At 39.0% G+C, this 23331-nt stretch carries 16 protein-coding genes; 8 read left to right on the top strand and 8 right to left on the bottom strand.

The features are described from left to right. Positions 1-563: 563 nt before the first annotated feature. Positions 564-2198, top strand: a complete 1635-nt coding sequence (gene pruA / locus MMF97_RS07880) for an L-glutamate gamma-semialdehyde dehydrogenase (protein ID WP_243361263.1) — start codon at positions 564-566, stop codon at positions 2196-2198. A gap of 621 nt (positions 2199-2819) precedes the next feature. Here the strand turns inward: pruA and MMF97_RS07875 are convergent. The 3 genes from MMF97_RS07875 to MMF97_RS14625 are packed head-to-tail and all read right to left on the bottom strand — an operon-like array spanning position 2820 to position 10365. After that, on the bottom strand, positions 2820-6179 hold the full coding sequence (locus MMF97_RS07875) for a DUF6443 domain-containing protein (RefSeq protein WP_243361261.1): 3360 nt from the start codon (positions 6177-6179) through the stop codon (positions 2820-2822). A 48-nt stretch (positions 6180-6227) separates the two neighbouring features. Beyond that, a complete protein-coding gene (locus MMF97_RS07870; protein ID WP_243361259.1) occupies positions 6228-9740 on the bottom strand; it encodes a DUF5977 domain-containing protein in 3513 nt (1170 codons plus the stop codon). A 25-nt stretch (positions 9741-9765) separates the two neighbouring features. Then, positions 9766-10365: a hypothetical protein gene (locus MMF97_RS14625; RefSeq protein WP_317228604.1), complete on the bottom strand. Its 600-nt coding sequence runs from the start codon at positions 10363-10365 to the stop codon at positions 9766-9768. Between the two features lie 388 nt (positions 10366-10753). On the opposite strand from MMF97_RS14625, the gene MMF97_RS07860 reads away from it, so the two are divergent. Continuing rightward, entirely contained in the window at positions 10754-12178 is a 1425-nt protein-coding gene (locus tag MMF97_RS07860) for an amino acid permease (RefSeq protein WP_243361258.1), read from the top strand. 49 nt (positions 12179-12227) lie between these two features. Here the strand turns inward: MMF97_RS07860 and MMF97_RS07855 are convergent, their stop codons facing one another. From MMF97_RS07855 to MMF97_RS07845, 3 genes are all read right to left on the bottom strand, one after another. Continuing rightward, complete coding sequence (locus MMF97_RS07855; protein WP_243361256.1) at positions 12228-12890, bottom strand: carbonic anhydrase; 663 nt, start codon at positions 12888-12890, stop codon at positions 12228-12230. Positions 12891-12893: 3 nt separating this feature from the next. After that, positions 12894-14495 (bottom strand): SulP family inorganic anion transporter, encoded by a 1602-nt coding sequence (locus tag MMF97_RS07850; RefSeq protein WP_243361254.1) that lies wholly within the window; start codon positions 14493-14495, stop codon positions 12894-12896. A gap of 138 nt (positions 14496-14633) precedes the next feature. After that, the gene (locus MMF97_RS07845; protein WP_243361252.1) at positions 14634-14969 is read right to left on the bottom strand and encodes a hypothetical protein; all 336 of its coding nucleotides are present in this window, start codon (positions 14967-14969) and stop codon (positions 14634-14636) included. 181 nt (positions 14970-15150) lie between these two features. On the opposite strand from MMF97_RS07845, the gene MMF97_RS07840 reads away from it, so the two are divergent. From MMF97_RS07840 to MMF97_RS07820, 5 genes are all read left to right on the top strand, one after another. Then, positions 15151-16386: a porin gene (locus tag MMF97_RS07840; protein WP_243361251.1), complete on the top strand. Its 1236-nt coding sequence runs from the start codon at positions 15151-15153 to the stop codon at positions 16384-16386. A gap of 3 nt (positions 16387-16389) precedes the next feature. Then, positions 16390-16896 (top strand): DUF1648 domain-containing protein, encoded by a 507-nt coding sequence (locus MMF97_RS07835; RefSeq protein ID WP_243361248.1) that lies wholly within the window; start codon positions 16390-16392, stop codon positions 16894-16896. An 8-nt stretch (positions 16897-16904) separates the two neighbouring features. After that, positions 16905-18446, top strand: coding sequence for an acyl-CoA carboxylase subunit beta (locus MMF97_RS07830; protein WP_243361246.1), 1542 nt, complete (start codon positions 16905-16907; stop codon positions 18444-18446). A gap of 72 nt (positions 18447-18518) precedes the next feature. Next, positions 18519-19700 (top strand): MFS transporter, encoded by a 1182-nt coding sequence (locus tag MMF97_RS07825; RefSeq protein ID WP_243361244.1) that lies wholly within the window; start codon positions 18519-18521, stop codon positions 19698-19700. A 24-nt stretch (positions 19701-19724) separates the two neighbouring features. Next, complete coding sequence (locus MMF97_RS07820) at positions 19725-20138, top strand: GNAT family N-acetyltransferase (protein WP_243361242.1); 414 nt, start codon at positions 19725-19727, stop codon at positions 20136-20138. Here the strand turns inward: MMF97_RS07820 and MMF97_RS07815 are convergent. After that, positions 20124-20525: a hypothetical protein gene (locus MMF97_RS07815; protein ID WP_243361241.1), complete on the bottom strand. Its 402-nt coding sequence runs from the start codon at positions 20523-20525 to the stop codon at positions 20124-20126. The genes MMF97_RS07820 and MMF97_RS07815 overlap by 15 nt on opposite strands. Before the next feature lie 111 nt (positions 20526-20636). Here MMF97_RS07815 and MMF97_RS07810 point away from each other — a divergent pair, with 111 nt between their 5' ends. Then, complete coding sequence (locus MMF97_RS07810; RefSeq protein ID WP_243361239.1) at positions 20637-21761, top strand: M42 family metallopeptidase; 1125 nt, start codon at positions 20637-20639, stop codon at positions 21759-21761. Positions 21762-21836: 75 nt separating this feature from the next. Here MMF97_RS07810 and MMF97_RS07805 read toward each other — a convergent pair whose 3' ends face one another. After that, positions 21837-23207, bottom strand: a complete 1371-nt coding sequence (locus MMF97_RS07805; RefSeq protein ID WP_243361237.1) for a dipeptidase — start codon at positions 23205-23207, stop codon at positions 21837-21839. Positions 23208-23331: the final 124 nt, after the last annotated feature.

Raw genomic sequence — 23331 nt, 5'->3', positions numbered from 1 at the left:
AATTAAATTACAGGCCATAAGGAATAGGAAAAAAGATAGCAAATGCCATCAAGCATAACGATGATTTGGCCTGGCCGTTCAGGTAGTTATTTTACCAGGCACTAACCGTATAAATGGTAATTCCCCTGGAATTGTATCGCAGTTAAAAAGAGCATTAAAACAACAAATAGCATAGGTAGCGCTTTTTGTAGATTTTCTTTCATGGAACCTTATTTTAAAGGCAAAACTATTTTGTTTAAAGGTAAGAATTAACTATTTAAAAATAAACAACTTAACCTACTTTTTTTTCAAGACATCATAAACATTTAAGTTTTAGGCCCTGTAAGTACTCCCTATGCCATAAACCGGAAGAAAAATTAATAATTGATCTTTTTAAAAGATGATAAATTGACCGAGGTTGTGCTATTTACAAACAAAATGATCCACAACTTAATACAAAGGAAAAACTAACTGTAATTAACCAGTATTTATCGTTAATTATCATTTCAGTTTACTTTTACATACTCATCAGACTTTTTACTTCATAAAAAGCTATATTTGTACATTAACTACTTATTTCACGCATGTTAAAAGGATTTTTTAATGTACCGGCTCCGGTAAATGAACCTGTTTACAATTACGCTCCGGGTTCTCAAGAAAGAAAGCTGCTTAAAGAAGCTTTGGCTGATGCCCGTTCTAAAGTTTTAGACATACCTATGTATATTAACGGTAAAGAGGTTTTTACCGAAGACAAAGGAAAAGTTAACCCTCCACATGATCATCAACATTTATTGGCTACTTACAGCAAAGGAACCAAAAAACATGTTGAGCAAGCCATTGATGCCGCCCTTGCCGCTAAAGCTGACTGGGAAAACCTAGCTTGGGAGCAAAGAGCAGCCATTTTCTTAAAAGCTGCTGATCTGATTGCTGGACCTTACAGATATAAATTAAATGCCGCCACAATGTTGGGGCAAAGTAAAAACGCTTATCAGGCTGAGATTGACTCTGCCTGCGAGATTATAGATTTCTTACGTTTTAACGTAAGTTACATGGCCGAAATCTACAAACAACAACCTCCTGTATCGCCTAATGGCAGTTGGAATCGTGTAGAGCAACGCCCTTTAGAAGGATTTGTATTTGCGCTAACACCATTTAACTTTACCGCTATTGCAGGTAATTTACCTTCATGTGTGGCAATGATGGGCAACGTAGTGGTTTGGAAACCCGCAAATACTCAAATCTATGCTGCCAATGTATTAATGGAAATCTTCCGCGAAGCAGGACTTCCTGATGGCGTAATCAACCTGATCTTTGTTTCTGGCCCTGATGCCGGTGATGTAATCTTTAACCATGCCGATTTTGCCGGTATTCACTTTACCGGATCAACTGGTGTGTTCCAGGATATTTGGAAAACCATTGGTAACAACATCCATAAATACAAAACCTATCCTCGCATTGTAGGCGAAACGGGTGGAAAGGATTTCATTTTAGTTCATGGTTCTGCTGATATAGAAGCCGCCAATACGGCAATTGTAAGAGGTGCTTTTGAATACCAAGGACAAAAATGCTCTGCTGCTTCAAGGGTTTACATTGCAAAAAGCATCTGGCCGCAGTTAAAAGAGCTGATGGTCAGTGATCTTGCTTCATTGAAAATGGGACCGACTGAAGATTTCAGCAACTTCATCAATGCAGTTATCGATGAGAAATCATTCAATAACCTGGCAAAATATATAGATGCTGCTAAGAAAGACAGCGGTGTTGAAATCATTGCCGGAGGTAATTACGATAAATCTAAAGGTTATTTCATTGAACCTACTGTTTTAGTGGTTAATGATCCTAAATATACGACCATGTGCGAGGAACTTTTTGGCCCCGTACTTACCGTATATGTATATGATGACAAAGATTTCGATCAAATTTTAGATATCATTGATACCACATCTATTTATGCTTTAACAGGAGCAATTATTGCTCAGGACAGATATGTGATTGCACAGGCTACTCAGGCATTAAGAAATGCGGCTGGTAATTTCTATGTAAACGATAAATGTACCGGAGCTGTTGTTGGTCAACAGCCATTTGGCGGAGCAAGAGGCAGCGGTACCAATGATAAAGCGGGTTCTATGATCAATTTATTGCGCTGGGTTTCTCCTCGCACAATCAAAGAAACATTTAACCCTCCAAAAGATTACAGATATCCCTTCTTAAGCGAAGAATAATATAAAAGCCCCGAATTCGGGGCTTTTTTGTTTTTATAACTATATATTTTCCAATTAAAAGTAGTATAACAGGTCGAAATAAATAATAATAAAGTAGTTTCAATAATCAATAAAATCCTTAAGTTTTCATTCATTCTTATTTCTTTGTTAAGATGGCTATTCTTTAACCAAAATGATTCTACAAAATATAATGAGTAGCAAAATCTAACAATCTTTAATTTTATCTTATAAAGTATTTGTATATAGCATAGCTCAAAGAGAGAGTACCAACAATCACAAAGTATTTCCAGTATTTTTTTATTGGTACCCATCCATCATTAATTGAAAACCTAGCCATAATCCCAATCAACAAAAATCCTATAGATGATAACAACTTAATTATTAATCCAACGTTCATAATAGCTTTAATCAAATATGTGACGGTAAAGATTGCAGTAAGAATATTATGCCTAAGATAGCAAATACTATAACCCCACCCCATAAGCTAACATAATTTGAACCTGTCATCCCATTCCAGTTAGTTTCTTTAGAGGATGGTCTCCTCCCTTTAAGCATAAAACGATAAGTTAAATATGCAATTAACAAACACCCTATTCCTTCAAAAAACAATTTAATGTCCATTTATTTTTTATCTGTTTCTTTTAATTTTTCTACCGTTTTATCCGTTTCTTTTTTAAGTAATCTTTCAAAGATACCCATAGTTTGTTTAGTTGCTTCTTTAATTTCACCTGAAAGACCGGGTATATTTATAGGAATTGCCTGATCCACAGCTTTAGAACCTATTTTTCCTACAGTTCCGTATATCAATTCATTTCCTGCTGTTGTAACTGCGTTAGTTTTACTTCCTGCCGCACCCTCTACTACTACCTCCAATCCTATTCCTACCCAAGAGACGGCTTCTCCAAATGTTGCAATTGCTGCTCCTGGAGTAGCACCTACACCGGCAATAGGAGCTCCTGCAATGGCTGCAACAGCTCCCGCATTAGTTGTTTTTTCTCCAAAATCCTGTAACGTTTTTGCCGTAGTTAAAAGGTTTTCCTTATTTTCTACAGTCCATTTTTTAACTGCCGTTCCGGCATTTGATACGGCTTTCGCTGTCTGGTTATAGGCACTTTTAACACTTGCTTCCGCTTTCGCATAAGTAGACTGGACTTTAGCAACAGTATTATTAAATAGAGATTGCGCACTACTCCAAGGATTTGGCCATGGCCACATTCCATCTGGGTCAATAAACCTTATAGGGTTGTTGAACGCATAGCTGTAAGGATTAAACCTCCTACCAAGCTCTGCTTTGGGGTCTATCACGTTCCATCTTCCGATAACCGGGTCATAGAACCTAGCCCCGTAATCGTACTGCCCCAGTTCATCCTGCAGCTCCTTGCCGTTGTAAAGGTATTTATTTGTCCCCCCTGCCTTTACTTCCTTACGCTTGCCAAAGGCATAGTAGTCATCACGCTGCAGCATCCGTACAGTGTCCCCATAAATATCGAAACTTACACGCACATTTCCAAGGTGGTCCATAAGGTTGTACTGGTAACTGTAAGTCCCGCCACTGTTCAGTGCACGCCCTTCCTCGGTCTGAATAAAGTCTATTGCTCCATTGGTGTACTGGATGCCATTTACATAATCTGTAGTGGTGGTACTAGTACCTGTAGATATCTTCTTCAGTTTTTTGCCCGTGGCATCATAGGTGTAAACCATATTCAAGCCTGTCTTCTTTGCCGTATCCGGCAGGTTCAGGTGGTTATAGGTCAGGGCTACGCCATTTCTGCCATCGGTGGTCGCGTTGCCGTTGCCGTCGTAGCCATACGTCCCTGTCAGGCCGCTTACCGAGGACAGCCTGTTGCTCAGCCCTCCGTTCTCATAGTTATAGGCCATCGCCCCGGCATTGTCCCTGTTCAGACTCGCGATGTTGCCCATCTGGTCATAGCTGATGGTTTCATTCATGCCCGTTGCCGCTGCCGTTACCAATCTGTTCAGCCTGTCGTAGCCGTAGGCAAAGCTGTTGCTGCTGCCGTTGGTATAGGCCTGACCCGAGATGTTGCCGTTGTACTGCGGCTGGGTGCCGTTATCGTACTTCAGCTCCATACTAAACTCGCTGCTATTGCTCTTGGTCAGCCAGCCACGCTCATTGTAGGCGTAGCTCGTGACCTGTTTGCCATCGGCCAGTTTCTTCTCTTTCAGCTGCCCCAGCTCGTTGTAGGCATATTCAGAAAGGGTGACCTCAGACTGGCCGTTGATCTGCTGCCTGGTCCTGAGCTTCCTGCCCATATGGTCATAGTCATAAGTAGTGGCTATGGTGGTAACCGTGCTGCCCTTGGTATGGGTACGGGTACTGCTGTTCAGGCTGCCGTCAAAGTTGTAGGTGTTATCGGTTACATCGGTACCGCTTAAATGGTGCTGGCTCTTGGTCTGCACTACCCTGGCCTCATCATCATAGTAATGGGTGCTCAGCAGCAGGATACTCGTGCCCAGGGTATTTACCCTGGTCCCGGTCAAAAGGCCTTTGGTCCTGGTACCGCTTACCTGGCTGCCTGTTGGCAATCCAAAACTGTTGCTGTAAAAGTCATAATCGTCATAGTAGTTCAGCGTATGGTACACGGCGATGTCCGTGGTGGGAAGGCTCAGGTTGCTGTAGCCCGTCCCCGTACCGTTGCTGTTGGCATTGTCCCTGCCCTCCCAGAGGGTGCCCTGGCCGTCTATGTCCTGCTGCAGGCCTGTACGGCTTTTGCTGCTGGTATGGATGCCCGTCATAATGTTCCTGCCGAATGCATCGTATTTGCTGAACAGCCACTCGGGGCTGCTCTTTGCCCGCTGGTTGCTGTCCTGGCTCAGTACCAATTGGTCCAGCTTGTTGTACACCATGTACTCCCAGCCTTTACCGGGTAGTTTCTTCTCTACCAGCCTTCTCCTGCCATCGTAACGGTACTGGTAGCAGTAATTATCGAGCAGGGCCTGGGTAGGAACATTTGCATCGGCACCGGCTCCCGGTGGCAGCACGTAGCTCAGGTTGCCAAAATCATCATATACATAATAGGTGCTCAGAATTTCGATCTGGCCGGCCTTGTAGTTGAAAGCCCGCTTGAGTACTACCCGGCCTTCCTTGTCCTTGTATTCTTCAATGGTACCGGCCTTGCCATCGCTGCCCTGCCAGTTCTCATCTTTGCTGATGGTCAGGTACAGCTGGCCCGTACCATAGTACCCGTCGCTGCCCAGGTTACGGGTATAGCCGGGCGTGCCCGGGTTGGCTCTGTACAGCCTTACCGCATGGCCCGTGGTGCCATAGTTGGTATCGCTGTTGTTGGTGCCGTAGCTCAGCCTGCCTGTATGCTCGGTGCCTGCGTTGCCGGTAGGCTGCCAGCTCGTTCCGGGATAGCCCTGTCTTTCTACCCGGTTCAAGGGACTGGGCTCGAATACCGTCACACTGAAGGGACTGCCGGTGGCCTTGATGCTGCTGCCCGTGCCCTGCCCTGTATAGTAGCCCAGCTGGCCGGCTATGGCCGCAGCGCGGTAGCTGCCATCGCCGCTGCTCTCCATATAGGGCTGGTACTTGATGGCTTCCCTCCCAAGGGCATCGTAGGCCACGGGGGTTACGATATCTTTATAGCTTGGGCTGGCGCCTATGGCAATGTTCTGCAGAGGGCGGCCCAGGCCGTCAAGGTACTGGATGCTATGGGTCTCCTCCCCGTAGGTGCGGGCATCGTTAAGATTGACGGCATTTACCCCCGGCACCTTGAAGGTGCGGGTGAGCACGTAGTTCTGGCTGCTGCTGGGTGCGGTGGCCAGCGGGGGCGCCGGTACCCCGATGTACACCCGAAGGCTGCTCCCCGAAGGGGCATAAAAACCCGGCAGCAGGGTAACGCTCCCTGATGCCGACAGTACCGCCTCCCCGTTATACTGTGAATAGCTCTTGTGGTCCTGCGCATCGACTGCTAGGCATAAAGTCAATTGGGTCAAGAGGGCTAATATATATTTCTTCATCTTCCGGTTATTTTTGAATGATAAGGTATCTCGTTATATATGTTAAAATCAATTCATACAGTATTCAGCAACAACAATAAGTTTGTTTCCTGATGCCGTAAATTTCACATTAGATAAGCTGATTATCGTACTACTCATCCCAATTTGAGCACATACCGTAGGCTTTGAACTAACGATGCTGAGCATTCCATTATAGGGTGTACCACTTCCATCTATAGTAAATTTTACCGAATTGTATTCGCCCTCGGGGATACTGATTGTTTCTGAACTGCCAGAATTAGATGGAAAAACCTCATATGATGGGCTTGAGCTACCATCTTTGTAAAACTGTATCCTGCTAATGGTACCATTCCAATCTGTAATTTTCTGGATTTCTACATCTACATAAGGTACGGTACATGTTCCATTTGCATCTGCATAGTTCTGACCATTTGCTGTTATATCTGCCAAAGCTTGATTATCGGCATCTGCCTGACTGATCGCTGAACTGTATTTACCCGCTGGCACAAGATAAACCACTTCGCTACCTTGCCCGGTTGTACATGCCTTGGTAAAGCTTTGCGATTTTTGGACACTGTGATAGAGCACTTCAGGTTGCTTAAAGTTATATACAAAGCTATTGATGATATTTCCTTGCTGATCTTTAACAAATTTCAAACGCTGAGAAACGTCGTACTCATAAAAGGTTTTCATCCCTTTGGCATCTGTTTGGCTACTCATACCCACTAAAGGTTTATAGGTAAATGTGGTAATCTGAGCATCCTTTAACAAAGCATTTATGCGTAAAGGTGACAAGAAGGTATTTATTTGAAGATCAGTAGGCCAGTTTTCTGCAAAAGAATCTATATAAATTTGTCCCTGTATATTTACCAATGTATTATAATCTGCATTCTTGATTTCAGCTATAGGATACTGACCTCCATAGCTCCACAAATAGCTTACAGGTATACCTGCCTTTGATTTTAATTCCAAGATATTGCCCTTATTGTCATACTTACTAATTCTTAGTTCCTCTGTTTTTAGATTAGTCTGCATATCATGAACCTCAAATAAATAAGGTAATATCAATCCTTTTGATATTACAGGGTCGTTTGTATAGTTATTTTTCTCTAAACTTACCATGTTTCCATTAACAGAAACTGTCTTTTCTATTATTGGACTTAGCATATTTTTAGCAACCATAGTTTGATAAACAGGATCTACATAGTTTTCAGGGTATTTATAATCTGTAGATACAATTCTCTGGTCTATACTGGTTCTTTCTTCAGTTCTAATAAGTTGAGGGTCGTTATAAAAAAAATCTTTATAATTTGATATTGTATCTACACCATGATATTCATTAATAATGCTTCTTTTTAAGCGGTTATATTTTACACTTATGTTATACAACAATATGTTGTATTGTGGGTTAAACGACGAATAGCCATCTGTAGGTAGTACACCACTATTTCCATAAAATGAATAAGGATATAGATCTGGTCCCGGATGGATCAGCGTGTTATAAATTAAATTTCTATCTATAATTGCTGAAGGAATACTAACAGAAGGATTAACAACTTCATATACATTTTCTTCCTTCTTAACAGGTTCGTAAATGGCGCTTTTCTTTTTAAAGAAAGTTGTACTTATCAACTGTGCGCCTTCATTAAACAAATTATCATAGCGAAACCTATATGGGCTTTTAACCGATTTAGCGTTTAGCCCCCATGTAAGGTTATAGGTTTCTTCTAATGAAAAATTATATTGGGTTTTAAGTTCATCATTTACATATTCTGTTACTTGGCTATACCATATGGGGTTTTCATATACAAGAAATTTAGCATAGTTTGATAAGGCATTAATATTCATAACACGGCGTGTTCTCCAGTATGCATTTACACAATTGTTTGGCCCGGGAGGATTTTCATTTATTTCCCAATATTCATCTATAAAAGTATCGAGAGTAGGTACCACGCTATTATTAGCTAATCCATTTTCATTAATTCCATATTTATAAGTTTTAACGATAGGATTTCCATTAAGTGAGCTATATATTTTTATTTTCGAGACTCTTAATCCTCCACCAAATTTTATTGGCTCGGGTTCTACTGTAAACAATGGATCTGTAGAAACAGAATGTACTGAATGGCCAGGAAATTCATGGGTCTCATACTCATATTCTGAATAGCCTCCTGTAGGATAATAAATTTTATTTAATATAAAAGCCTTCATATGTTCTTCGCTAATCGATCTATCAGCATGTCCTACTATAAGATTTACATCAGGGGGTAAGCTCATGTTTACAGGAAAGGAGATATTTGACCTAATTTTAATGCCCATTTTAGGTAGCAATGTATAATTGTTATCCTTACCATTATAATACCCCCAATAGTCTAGACCCGTTGCATTTTTATAAAAACGATGAGAATCATATTGAAATCTATAGGTTTCGCCATTTACATTTAGTGATTGAAGAAGCAAATGATCCTGTTGTGAATTATTGGCTCCATATGTAAAGTTGATATTTTTGACAGTAGTATTTAATTTATCTTTAACTGTTATTGTTTGAAGCATCGGGTCAATGCCCAATTTATAATCAAGTTCTACTGTTCCGTATGGATATTCAATTTTTTTTAACATTAGAGCCTCAACATAAGTAGATGAGAAATAATCTACCTTACCTCCTATGTCTATCACTTCATAATTTCCAACGTCACAATCCCAATTTTTATAATCAACTACAGAAATAGGAATATCTGTTTGAACGGGAATGCCATTTGTATTTCTCTTTATCCAAGCGTATTTGATTTTCTCATTGTTAAGTAAAGTAATCTCTTTCAATGCCCAAGTAGTTGTTACACCCGTACTTCCAACATACTCTTTATAATCAGATAATGTTTGTTGGTAAACATCATCTCCAAATATGTAAACCAGTCCATTTTGGTCGGTTACCTTAAACCCTAAAATATAAGCATTGCTCTTATCTGGGGTAGCCCAGTGTATTAATTCAATTTTTATTTGGTGCCCAATCGTAACTGCTTCATAAATATTTCCCGTTCTTACGAGAACAAACTTAAAATTTCCTGAAGGCAGGCTCAATGTAAAGATATCTTTTTGTGTATCATATAAATCATCGCTACTAAGTCCATGAATATTGGCTATCTGTTCATCTAAAATCCCTTTTTTCACAGTTTGATATTCTTCGCTCCCATATAGTTGTTTAAATTCAAACCTATCATCTGGCCGTCCTAAAACAGTTCTTGTAATTCTATACCCTGCTGAAAAATTCCAGCCATAACCCAAAGGATATGGGCTATCCATTAAATTAATTCCTGCAGTATGGTAACGAATATTTAAAGGAATGCTAATACCCGGTGCTTTTACTTCAAACAGAGAGATTGGAATATCAACATTACCAGATTGTAAACTAGGTTGGTTGTTTCCATACATTGTAAAGGCATATGAGGTAGGAGAAGGACCGATAACAGGTGTTCGATAATCATTTTGCCCAAATGCAGTTAAACCTGTACTTATAAAAAATAGTATAAAATATATTCTAAAAGGGATTATGTTAATTTTCATATAAATTTACAGTATAATAATATTTTTAAAGTCTTTTTTTATTTTCAAGCTTCTTTAGCCTTTTTTCTATTTCCTTATTTAAGATCAATTGATTTTCAAGTTGTTTGTCCTTCTCTATCAAATGCAAGGTCAGCTCCTCTATCTTCTTCAACAAGATCTTGTTCATCTCGCCCAGTTCGATGCCTTCTTTCTCTGCCATTGCCGCTGATGGTACACCGGGCAAGTGCTTGTTCGTTTTGATGAATGTTTCTGTCTCTTTTAGATCTGGCAGTTTGTAATCGTTACTGAATACATAGTCTGGCCAGTTGGCGGTTTCTACCTTGATCTCCTTGGCCCTGATCTTGCCGTTTACAGATAGTTTTTCTTGGGGAATATCTGTGCCGATACCTACAAAATCGCTGGAATTGATGTGAAGCGGAACTTTCTGTGTCGTAGAATTGTAAAGACCAAAGCCAGAATAATTAGCATATAGAGAATAATAACTGGTATTATCCTGTTTCTTCATTACAATTTCTGTAGAGTTTACCCCGTTAGAATTCATAATGATAGTTTGTGTAACCGTTTGCTGGCCTTTAGCGTAGGCCATAACTGTAATCAATAAGAAAAAACTAATTTTAATTTTCATAAAAGTTTGTTTTAGTGTTTATAGTATTTATTTATTACTTAAGCAATAGAAATAGCCAAAGTATTGAAACTTAATATCCTTAATTTTATAGAAAGAAAGTTAGATTACCCTAACTTATACGGAGTAAACAAAGCGTTAATCATAATCATATCAGGGTGTTGGTTTATAATTTTGAGCCAATATAGGCATAAAACAGCAAACCCCTAAAAGGAATATTTAATTACTCTTTTTAGGAATAAAAATTACGGTTTTGTATATCTTCTATCATCAAGTGCTTCAATCATTTCTGTTATAATTCTTTAGATGCATCAGAAAGCTTAATTTTTTGTTTTCTAAAGTAGTATTTTAGCCCCCCAATTAGACGTACAAACTTTAACCATCTGTTTCTTTGGAAAATACTGAAAACAAGAAAGAGCTGAAAAGAGGCTTACAGAACAGGCACATACAGCTTATTGCATTGGGCGGTGCCATTGGCACGGGATTATTTTTAGGTATTGGTCCGGCAGCGGTATTAGCTGGTCCTTCTGTTATTTTAGGATACGCCATTGCAGGTTTTATTGCCTTTTTTATTATGCGCCAGTTGGGCGAAATGGTAGTACAGGAACCTGTTTCTGGTAGTTTCAGTCATTTTGCTTATAAATATTGGGGACCTTTTCCCGGCTTTGCCTCGGGTTGGAATTACTGGATGTTATACATTTTGGTGAGCATGTCTGAGCTAACTGCAATTGGTGTATATATTCAATTCTGGTGGCCTGATATTCCGCTGTGGGTATCGAGCTCATTTTTCTTTATTGTAATCAATGTACTCAACCTGGCTTCTGTAAAAGTATATGGCGAGGCCGAATTTTGGTTTTCTATTATTAAAGTAGTGGCTATTATAGCCATGATCCTGTTTGGTTCATATCTGCTGATTAGCGGCACAGGTGGCGAACACGCTAGCCTTTCAAATTTATGGAACGATGGTGGCTTTTTACCTAAAGGCTGGTTAAATACAAACGGTAAAGGCGGTTACGAAGGTCTTTTAGCCGCAATGGCACTCATCATGTTTTCTTTTGGAGGTTTAGAATTGGTAGGAATTACTGCTGCCGAAGCCGAAAACCCTGAAAAAAATATTCCAAAAGCAACCAATCAGGTCATTTATCGAATCCTGATTTTTTATGTGGGTGCTTTGATTATCCTGTTCTCTTTGTCACCCTGGAAAAACATTACCGATGGCAGCAGTCCTTTTGTAATGGTATTTGAAAGATTAAAAGGTTTCCAATTTGATCTTTTTGGTCGCACTGTTTACTTTACGAGTCTTATTGCCAATGTTTTAAACGTTATTGTGCTTACAGCAGCATTATCTGTTTACAACAGCAGCGTTTACAGCAATAGCCGTATGTTATACGGACTGGCTGAACAAGGCAATGCGCCTAAGTTCTTATCTAAGCTCAATAAGAATTACGTACCTGTAATGGCTATCTTGGTTTCGGCTGTGTTTGCAGCTATTTGTATTGTTGTAAATAAAGTCATTCCTGAAAAAGCACTGAGCATATTAATGTCGTTAGTAGTATCGTCATTAATCATCAACTGGTTAATGATCAGCTATACCCATATTAAATTCAGACAGGCATATCGTAAAGGAGCAACTAAATTCCCTTCTTTTATGTACCCTGTAACCAATTATATCTGTTTGTTCTTTTTGTTAGGCATACTAATTATTATGTGGCTTACCGGTTTAAAAATGTCTGTTGAACTTATTCCGTTATGGCTGGTGTTTTTATACCTATGCTATTTACTGGTTAAGCGTAATAAAAAGAAGTCTGCAAACTAAAAAAGCCCCGAATTTCGGGGCCTTCAGACTAAAACAAAAACTAAAAAATTTAATCGAATTTGAGCTTAAATACCGGAGAAACATCATCGGCACTTGAAGCACTAACTTTTAAATCGGTTATCAGACCTGTTTTTAAGCTGTATGCCCAGGCATGAACTGAAAGTGATTGCCCAGTTGCCCAGGCGTTCTGTACAATTGAAGTGCTCATTACGTTTGCAGCACCTTCTATGGCATTCAGTTCTACCATTCGGTCTGCTCTTCTTTGCGGATCTTTAATGGTCGACATTTCTCTTTCGTGTATACGGTAAATATCTTTGATGTGGCGCAACCAGTTATCAATTAAACCAAATTCTTTATTACTCAAAGCCGCAGCTACACCGCCACAGCCATAATGACCGCAAACAATAATATGCTTTACCTTTAATACATTAACTGAATAATCCAGTACACTGAGTAAACTCATATCTGAGTGCGTTACCACATTTGCAATGTTACGGTGCACAAAGATGTCGCCCGGTAAAGTATTGGTGATCTGATTAGCTGGTACACGGCTGTCTGAGCAACCAATCCATAAAACCGGAGGATTCTGCCCCGCAGCCAATTTATCAAAGTATCCTTTATCTAATTTAAGGGTTTCTTCAACCCATGCTTTATTGCCTTCTAATAAGCTATCGTAAGTGATATTTTCCTGATGTTTATGTTGATTTGCCATAAATTAATTTACGTTTTCTTCTATTTTAATATTTAATTTTGGGATGGTATAACTCTTCTGTATGTTTTCTAAAGTTACAATTATGCCTTTAGAATAAGCGCTGTGTTTGTAATTAAAAATCGTTTCCAAAACGTCAGGATCAATATATCTTGAGTTAGATCCATCAATAATTACATTCGTTTCTTTAGGCACTTCTGATAACAAAACCTGAATGGATGCCTTGTTCAAAAACGAAACCTCTTCGGCCAGTTTAATTCTTAAATTTTTCTTACTGCCTTCGTGCTGTATTCTGTAGAAATATGGGTTACGCATATTGTTGCGCAATAAATAAAAGACAGATACCAGCATACCAATAGCAACTCCTTTGAGCAGGTCGGTAAATACAACTGCAAGAACAGTTACCACAAAAGGTACAAACTGATCCCAGCCTTTATGATACATATGTTTAAACAATGCAATACGGGTAAGTTTATAGCCGATAACCAATAAGATAGCAGCCAAAGCAGCTAAAGGTATCATATTAATTAAACCCGGAATAAACAGCAAGGATAGTAACAACCAAAAACCATGAAATACTGCCGACATTTTTGACTTTGCGCCTGAGTTTACATTGGCAGAACTGCGTACAATTACCGATGTTATAGGTAATCCGCCGATCATGCCGCTGCTAATATTACCAATACCTTGTGCAATAAGCTCACGATTGGTTGGGGTAACTCTTTTCTTAGGATCTATTTTATCTACCGCTTCAACACCCAGTAAAGTTTCGAGACTGGCTACAATAGCTATCGTACCTGCTACAATCCAAACTTCCTTGTTTAAAATTTCATTGAAGTTTGGCAGACTGAACAAGCCCATAAATTCATTCCATCCGCTAAACAAAGGTATATTTACCATCTGCACTGTTTTAAGCCCGTAAGATGTACCTGCAAAAGCAAAAGATAAAACAACACCCGTTACTACTACAATCAACGGAGCCGGAACAACCGATAGTTTTTTAAACTTAGGCCAATAAATTAAAACCAGAACCGACAATAAGCTAATGACAAAAGCTAAAGGCGTAATCTTACTCAAAGCGCCTAAAATTGCACTGAAAGTATTCTCGTGATTGCCTTGTGCAAACGCTTCGTCTCCAAAAAAATCGCTGTTTACCCCAAGTGCATGTGGCAATTGTTTAAGGATCAAAATAATGCCAATTGCGGCCAACATTCCTTCAATTACACTCGAAGGAAAATAATTACCAATGGTGCCTGCTTTAATCATTCCCAAAACCAATTGGAAAACTCCGGCCAGAACCAAAGCCAGTAAAAAGGTTTGATAACTACCTAACTGTGCTATAGAACCTAAAACAATTACGGTTAATCCCGCGGCAGGTCCGCTCACACTTAGTTGAGAACCGCTTATAAAACCTACCACTATTCCACCTACTATACCTGAGATTAATCCGGCAAAAAGCGGAGCACCCGAGGCAAGCGCTATTCCTAAACATAAGGGCAATGCAACTAAAAATACAACTATACTCGATGATAAATCGCTCTTTAAGTTTCTTTTAAGCACATTACTTTTTGCTCCGAACCTAAAAAAGTTCGAATTTTTCTTTTTCATAAATTAAATTCTTAATCATATCCATCTGCGTTACAGGATCTGATTAGACAAAACATATCTGTCCTCATAAAACGCAGTTTTACTAATACCATTTTAAATTCAGATTAAGCGCATTGGCTTAACCCTAAAAATATTGAATTAAGAAAAGTTAGGAGGAGGTGTGGGCACCTGTGGATGGTATGGATCTACATACCGGCGCGAATGTTCAATAAAGCTATTGGTTACGCCATAATCGATATCTTCACTTACATAGGTAAGCTCTGTACGCTCAAAATAAGCCTTATGATCGGCATATTTAATACTCGATTTGCCATCTTCACCATGATGCTCGTTTTCAAGCTGCATGATAACGGCATTCATAAACTTGTTGTCAAGTTCGCCAGAAAATACAGGAGCAATCGATATAACCATCTTAGCTACAAAGATGCTTATAAACGCAATTGCAATAAAAACCTTAAATTTTCTAACTGTCATCGAGTTCGATTTGATACAAAAGTAAGACCGCAAATTAAAAATCAAATAAAAAAATCGTAATTAAATTGTAATTTATCTTTAAATCTCACTTGAAATCGGTTTAATCTTTATGCATTTTTTATGCATTTCTAATTCAATACAGCAAAATTTGCAGTAATTTAACACCCTCAAAATCTGACGAATGAAAAAGATAATTGCTTACCTCATTACCCTTACACCTTTTACACTTTTTGCCCAGAACAACAATGCACCCTCATCAAAAGATATACACGATATTAAAATAACGGGTTACCTGCAAACACAATATCAAAAAGCGCAATCTAACGGTATTGTATCTTTTTCTGGAGGAGATTTTTCGCAAAACAGCGATAGCAGGTTTATGATCAGGAGAGGTCGCTTAAAAATAGATAGGGTTGATGAATACTCTAACATTGTTTTCCAGTTAGATGCTACTCAAAATGGTGTAAATTTAATGGATGCTTTTATACAGCTTCACCTACCCAAAGTTGAAAGTTTTCTTTTAACCGGCGGATTATTTAACCGACCTTTCGGCTATTCAATTATTTATTCATCGGGATACCGGGATTTTCCTGAGCGAGCAAGGGTATTTCAAACCTTAATGCCCAGAGAGCGTGATTTAGGTGCAATGATTAGCTACAAACCTCATCAGGTTTTAAAATATTTATCGGCTGATCTGGCTGTAATCAATGGCAGCGGCCTTACAGCCCGTGACTACGATTCTAAGAAAGACATTGTAGCTAATCTGGCTTTCGATTTCGATAGTTTGGCCAATAAAACCATGTCTCTAGGTTTTGGTGCTTCTTATTACGGCGGTACGGTACGTAGCAATACAGATACCTATTTTACTTTTAAAGACCATGGTTTTGTAGCTTTAACCAATAGCCAGAATGTTGGAAAGAATTTAAAAAGAGAATATTATGGTGCAAACCTACAGTTTCAGTTTGCCAATCCACTGGGAAAAACCAGCTTTAAAACAGAATATGTAGAAGGTACCCAACCCGGTATTGCAGCATCAACAACTGTTAACGGCCCAACGGCCAGCACCAGTTTTAACAGTCAGCCGGCAAGCAATCTTTACCTCAGAAAATTTAACGGCTACTATTTCTGGTTTACTCATCAGATTGCAAAAACCAATTTAACCGCTCTTTTAGCCTACGATGTTTACGATCCCAATACCGAAGTAAAAGAAGCTGAAATTGGTAAAGCGGGCAACAATACCACTGCCGGCGATATAAAATATGCTACATTGGGTTATGGCCTTACCTATGCCATCAATGGTCGCATAAAATTAACTTTATACAATGAACACGTTAAAAACAATCCTACACAAGCTAACGGTTATCAGGAAGATCTGAAAGATGATGTGTTCACTGCCCGCTTACAATATAGATGGTAAATTATGGAAAATAACAGACCAAAGTTAAAGCTTAATTTAAGCAAATTCGATATTATAATTGAAGTGATTAGTATAATTGTACTCTTAACATTGGCTGTTTTTACTGTTGTAAACTATAAAAATCTTCCCGATACGGTTCCTGTTCATTTTAATCTGGCAGGTGAAGCAGACAGGTTTGGCAGTAAAAAAGAAATCTTTGCCCTGCCTTTAATCGCTATTGCTATTTATACCTTATTAACTATTTTAAACAGGTATCCTCATATTTTCAATTACCCCACACAAATTACAGAAGCAAATGCCTTACGGCAATATACAAATGCTACCAGATTGCTACGCTACCTGAAACTCATTATAGTTAGCATTTTTTTACTGATCTTTTATTTTACAACAAAAGCTGCAGATGTAAAAAACACCGCATTACCTCCATGGATTTTATTATTGGCATTTGCCAGTGTTACTATTTTAATTATTACATTCGTTGCTAAATCTCTCAAAAAAACCGATAAATAACCTGTATAATGAAAAGTAAGATCGACTTATTACAAGATAAAATAAAGAAAGCACACCTTGGCGGCGGACAGGCCCGCATAGACAGTCAGCACAAGAAAGGAAAACTTACCGCTCGCGAACGTATTCATTTCCTGTTAGATGAGGGAAGTTTTGAAGAAATTGGGATGATGGTTACGCACCGCAGTACCGATTTTGGCATGGAGCGCGAAAAATATCTTGGCGATGGGGTTATTACAGGTTATGGAACCGTAAATGGTCGTTTAACTTACGTTTTCTCACAAGATTTTACCGTATTTGGAGGTTCACTATCTGAAACACATGCCGAAAAAATCTGTAAAATCATGGATATGGCCATGAAAAATGGTGCTCCTATTATAGGTTTAAATGACAGCGGCGGTGCCCGTATTCAAGAAGGGGTGGTTTCTTTAGGCGGTTATGCCGATATTTTTTACCGTAATGTACAAGCTTCGGGCGTAATTCCGCAGCTTTCTGCTATTATGGGTCCATGCGCTGGCGGAGCCGTTTATTCGCCGGCAATTACCGATTTTATTTTAATGGTAGAACATACTTCATATATGTTTGTAACCGGACCAAATGTGGTAAAAACGGTAACTCACGAAGAAGTTACTTCAGAAGAATTGGGTGGAGCCTCAACACATGCCACCAAATCGGGTGTAACCCATTTTGCCTGTGCCAATGAAATTGAGGCTATCGGTCATATTAAAAAACTCTTAAGCTATATCCCTCAGAACTGTGAAGAAACTGCTGTGCAGCTTCCGTATGAAAATGCAGATGAAACAAGATCATCTTTAGATGAATTGTTACCTCAAAATGCAACCCAACCTTATGATATCAGAGATGTAATTCATGAGGTAACGGATACCAATAGCTTTTTAGAAGTACATGCCGCTTATGCAGAAAACATTGTAGTAGGATTTGCACGCCTTGCTGGCCGCAGCATAGGTATTGTAGCCAATCAGCCAGCTTATCTGGCAGGTGTATTAGACAATAATGCTTCGGTTAAAGCTGCACGTTTTGTACGTTTCTGCGATTGTTTTAACATTCCTTTACTTGTTTTTGAAGATGTACCAGGTTTCTTACCAGGAACAGATCAGGAATGGAATGGAATCATTACAAACGGAGCCAAATTGTTATATGCTTTTAGTGAAGCCACCGTACCTCGCGTTACAGTAATTACCCGTAAAGCCTATGGCGGTGCTTATGATGTAATGAACTCTAAACATATTGGTGCCGATATGAATTACGCATGGCCAAGTGCTGAGATTGCTGTAATGGGTGCTAAAGGTGCTGCTGAAATTATCTTTAAGAAAGAGATCAGTGGAGCTGAAAACCCTGAAGAAAAATGGTTGGAAAAAGAGAAACTTTATTCAAACATCTTTGCAAATCCTTACCGTGCCGCAGAACGAGGCTTTATAGACGAAGTAATTGAGCCTTCGCAAACAAGAGCAAAATTAATTAAAGCCTTTAAAATGCTGGAGAACAAAGTGGTAAATGCACCTCGTAAAAAACACGGCAATATTCCTTTATAAGATTTATGTTATTTTTTTAAATCATAACCCCTATTCAAAAAGCCAAATGCTAAATTTGGCTTTTTATTTTTTATGCAAGTTTCAACTACCTTAAAAAGAGCCGATATTCTATTGATGGCTTTTTGCACCGGTTTAATTGTAGCCAACATTTATTATTGCCAGCCTCTGGTAATTTTAGTGGCTAAAGAGTTCAATCTTACCGAAAGCAGAGCCGGGAGTATCACATTTTTAACACAGGCCGGTTATGCAGTGGGCTTATTTTTATTGGTACCATTGGGCGATATGTTTGAAAGAAAAAAACAAATCCTCATCATTACCGCTTTGGCCATAGCTTCTCTATTAATGGCCGCCGCCGCCAAAAGTTTTTTGGTACTCGAAATAGCCAGTGTATTAATAGGTGCATGTTCTATTGTTCCGCAGTTAATATTACCCTTAGCCGCTAATTTAAGCAGCGATGAAAATCGCGGACATAACATTGGCATTGTAATGAGTGGTTTATTGGTAGGCATTCTGGCATCAAGAGCTGTGAGTGGCGCGGTGGGCGATCTGCTGGGATGGAGAGCCATGTTTCTCATTGCGGCAGGTGTATGTGCCTTACTGATTGTACTGATGGCCCTTCGTTTTCCTAAAAGCTTACCTTCTTTTAAAGGAAGTTACAAACAGCTCATGGGTTCCATGTTTTCTTATATCAAAACGCAGCCGGTTTTACGCGAAGCTTCTTTAATTAATTTCTTTGCATTTATTGTAATCATGGGTTTTTGGACCACCATGGTACTGTACCTTGCCAATCCTCCTCATGAGTTTAGCGCTTACCAAATTGGTTTGTTTGGTATTGCCGGAGCCGCAGGTGCATTAGCAGCCCCATTAGTAGGTAAATTAAGTGGCGGAGGTAACAATCCCCGTAAAAACATCATGATTGGTTTTATTTTAGAATTAGTCAGTGTGGCTTTGTTTTACTTTACCGGTCATAGTGTTTTCCTTTTTGTGATAGGAATCATCCTTATAGATATAGGTCAGCAGGCCATTCACGTAACCAATCAAACCCGCATCTACACTTTGGTTCCTGAAGCCAGAAACAGGTTAAATACCATTTTTATGTCGGTAAGTTTTGTGGGCGCCAGCTGTGGTTCTGCTTTAGGCTTATGGCTATGGTCTGTAGGCGGTTGGGCTATGTTTTGCTATGGTATTACAGCTACTATCATTTTAAATATACTGATCTATCGCTTGTACTCCAGAAAATTATACGCAGAATAAACAGGTAATTTTCCTGCTTCGATCATGAACGTTGTCATAGAACAGACTTTCCCTTCGCTTACATGGGCCATAAGACAAGAGGCCATGTATCCCGGCAAAGATCTGGAAGCGGTAAAATTAGATGATGATTTTAACGGAATACATTTTGGCCTTTATGTAAACCATGCATTGACCGGAGTAGTTTCTTTATTTATAGATCAAGACCGGGCACAGTTTAGAAAACTGGCTGTTTTACCGCATATGCAACGAAAAGGTTTAGGAAACCTAATTATACAAAACCTCATCAGTTTCTGCAAAACTGAGAAGCTTTCTAAAATCTGGTGCAATGCCAGAGTTGATGCCATTGGCTTTTATGAAAAAAATGGTTTCGTAACTTCAGGAGAACCTTTTTCACGAAACCATTTACAATATATCAAAATGGAATTACTGCTTGGGTAAAGTTTTATGTATATCCATAACCGGAGTTAACCCTTCTGATGGTACATAAATAATCTGCGGAAGGCTTCCTTTGTCTGCCAGTTTCTCTAATGTTCTGATAAATAAATACTGGTTGTAAGTAGGGGATAAAGTGCCATTTTCTACTTTCATCGCTTCGGCCATACCTTTAGCTCTTTCAATTTCGGCAGCTGCGTTTAAGCGTTCGGCCTCTAAACGAGCTTTAGCTTCTTCCACTAAAATTCTACGGTTCTGCTCGGCCTTAGCCATTTCTGCTTTACCCGCCATTTCTTGTTGCCATACATTGTATCGGGGCAGCCCCCACATTAAGCCCACAATCACCAATACAATGAATACAAATCCAGGAATAATAATTTTTGTCATGTTCATACCTATCTATTTTTTGGCCTTAAAATAATGATTTTGCTGTCAAAAATCAATAAATTGGTTTCAAAATATGGGTCTAATATGTACATTTACTCATTATCATAAAAAAACGTTATGGCAAAGAAAGAAGCAGACGAAAAAAAGAAAAAACATACTCCTGTAGTAACTAAAAAATCATTACAATTTTTTGAAGAATATATCAATAATGCATCGCCTACCGGATATGAATGGCAGGGACAAAAGCTTTGGTTAGAATATTTAAAGCCCTATATTGATGATTATTTTGTTGATAATTATGGTACTGCGGTTGGCGTAATCAATCCTAAAGCCGATTATAAAGTAGTTATTGAAGCGCATGCCGATGAGATTTCATGGTATGTAAACTATATTACGCCCGATGGCCTGATCTATGTAATTCGTAACGGCGGTTCAGATCATCAGATCGCACCTTCAAAGCGAGTAAACATTCATACAGAAAAGGGTATCGTAAAAGCTGTTTTTGGATGGCCCGCTATACACACCCGATCAGGCGAAAAAGAACAGGCTCCTGAATTAAAAAACATTTTCTTGGATTGTGGTTGCACCACCAAAGAAGAAGTAGAAGCTTTAGGCGTACATGTTGGTTGTGTAATTACTTATGAAGATGAATTCATGGTGTTAAACGATCGTTATTATGTAGGCCGCGCTTTAGATAATCGTGCAGGTGGCTTTATGATTGCCGAGGTAGCCCGTTTATTAAAGGAAAATAAAAAGAAACTGCCTTTTGGCTTATATATCGTTAACTCCGTACAGGAAGAAATTGGTTTACGCGGTGCCGAAATGATTGCACAGCGCATTAAACCAAATGTGGCTATCGTTACCGATGTTACGCATGATACCACTACGCCTATGATCAACAAAAACACACAGGGCGAATTATTTGCAGGTAAAGGACCGGTAGTTTCTTATGCTCCGGCAGTACAAACTAATTTGAATAAGCTCCTGATCAAAACCGCTGAGGAAAATGAAATTCCATTCCAGCGCCAGGCTTCTTCACGTTCAACAGGAACCGATACAGACGCTTTTGCATATTCAAATGGTGGTGTACCTTCTGCATTGATCTCTTTACCGTTACGCTATATGCATACCACAGTAGAAATGGTTCATAAAGAAGACGTAGATAATGTAATCCGTTTAATTTACGAAAGCTTATTGAGCATTAAAGAGGGACAAGATTTTAGAGAGTTTTCTAAACTATAAGGTTTATTTAAAAACATATCTTAAAAGAAAAGCCCGGGTTTTAAATCCGGGCTTTCTTTTTAATTTTATCAATGATTATTTGCTGAACTCAGCAAAATACTTATGGAATAACGGTAAGGTCTCAATACCTTTATAGTAGTTGAACACATCGTATTTCTCGTTTGGAGAGTGTAAAGCATCGCTGTCTAATCCAAAACCTAATAATACAGATTTAATACCTAACACATCTTCAAACAATGCTACAATAGGAATACTACCACCACCTCTTGTAGGTATAGCTTGTTTACCAAAACTATCTTCAATTGCTTTTTCTGCTGCTTTGTAAGCAATACTATCGGTTGGCGTTACCACAGGCTCGCCACCATGATGAGGAGTTACCTTTACCTTTACATAATCAGGAGCAATACTTTCAAAATGCTTAGTAAACAAATCACTGATCTCTGTAGAGTTCTGATTTGGCACCAAACGCATTGAAATTTTAGCATTGGCTTTACTTGGCAATACGGTTTTAGCACCTTCGCCAATGTAACCGCTCCAAATACCATTAACCTCCAAGGTTGGTCTTATACCTGTACGTTCTAAAGTAGTATAACCTTTCTCACCCCATTCGGCATCAATATCAAGGTCTTTTTTGTACTCGTCCAGATCAAACGGAGCAGCATTTAAAGCTTCTCTTTCTTTAAGAGTAAGTTCCAATACTTTATCATAAAATCCCGGTACGGTAATATGGTTGTTCTCGTCATGTAGAGAAGCGATCATTTTACATAAGATAGTTGCCGGGTTAGCTACAGCCCCACCATAAACGCCAGAGTGCAAATCGCGGTTTGGACCGGTAACTTCTACTTCCATATAAGCTAAACCACGTAAACCCGTTTCGATAGATGGATTTTCCATGCTGATCATCGAAGTATCAGAAATCAACACGATATCTGCTTTTAAACGTTCTGTATTGGCTTTTACAAAAGTAGCCAGATTAGCAGAACCTACTTCCTCCTCCCCTTCTATCATGAATTTAACGTTACATGCCAGCGTATTGGTTTTCATCATCAATTCAAACGCCTTAACATGCATATAGAACTGGCCTTTATCATCGCAGGCACCACGTGCATAAATTTTACCATCTCTTATTGTAGGTTCAAAAGGAGGTGTTTTCCAAAGCTCCAAAGGATCTGGTGGTTGTACATCGTAATGACCATAAATTAAAACGGTAGGTAAACCTGCATCGATGATTTTTTCACCATACACTATCGGATAACCCGCTGTAGGGCAAATCTCAACTTTATCAGCTCCCGCATCTTTAAGTTTTTGCGCCACAAAATCGGCGGTCTTTAAAACATCGTCTTTATATTTAGGATCGGCACTTACCGAAGGAAAGCGCAATAACTCAAACAACTCGTCTAAAAAACGTTGCTTGTTATCCTCCACATATTTTTTGATTTCTTGCATGAGATTTTGTTTTTTGTAGAACAAATATAGCTTTTTTGTAATAAGCCTAAGGAATTAGCCAGAGCTTATTTAAATTATTAGAAGTAGCTGATAATTTATTTCTTTATTAGCTATATTTGCTTTT

Source organism: Pedobacter montanisoli, from assembly GCF_022809115.1.
GTDB classification, from domain to species: domain Bacteria; phylum Bacteroidota; class Bacteroidia; order Sphingobacteriales; family Sphingobacteriaceae; genus Pedobacter; species Pedobacter montanisoli.
The sequence above is the reverse complement of the archived record's forward strand: the minus strand, read 5'-3'. Positions and strand labels throughout refer to the sequence as shown.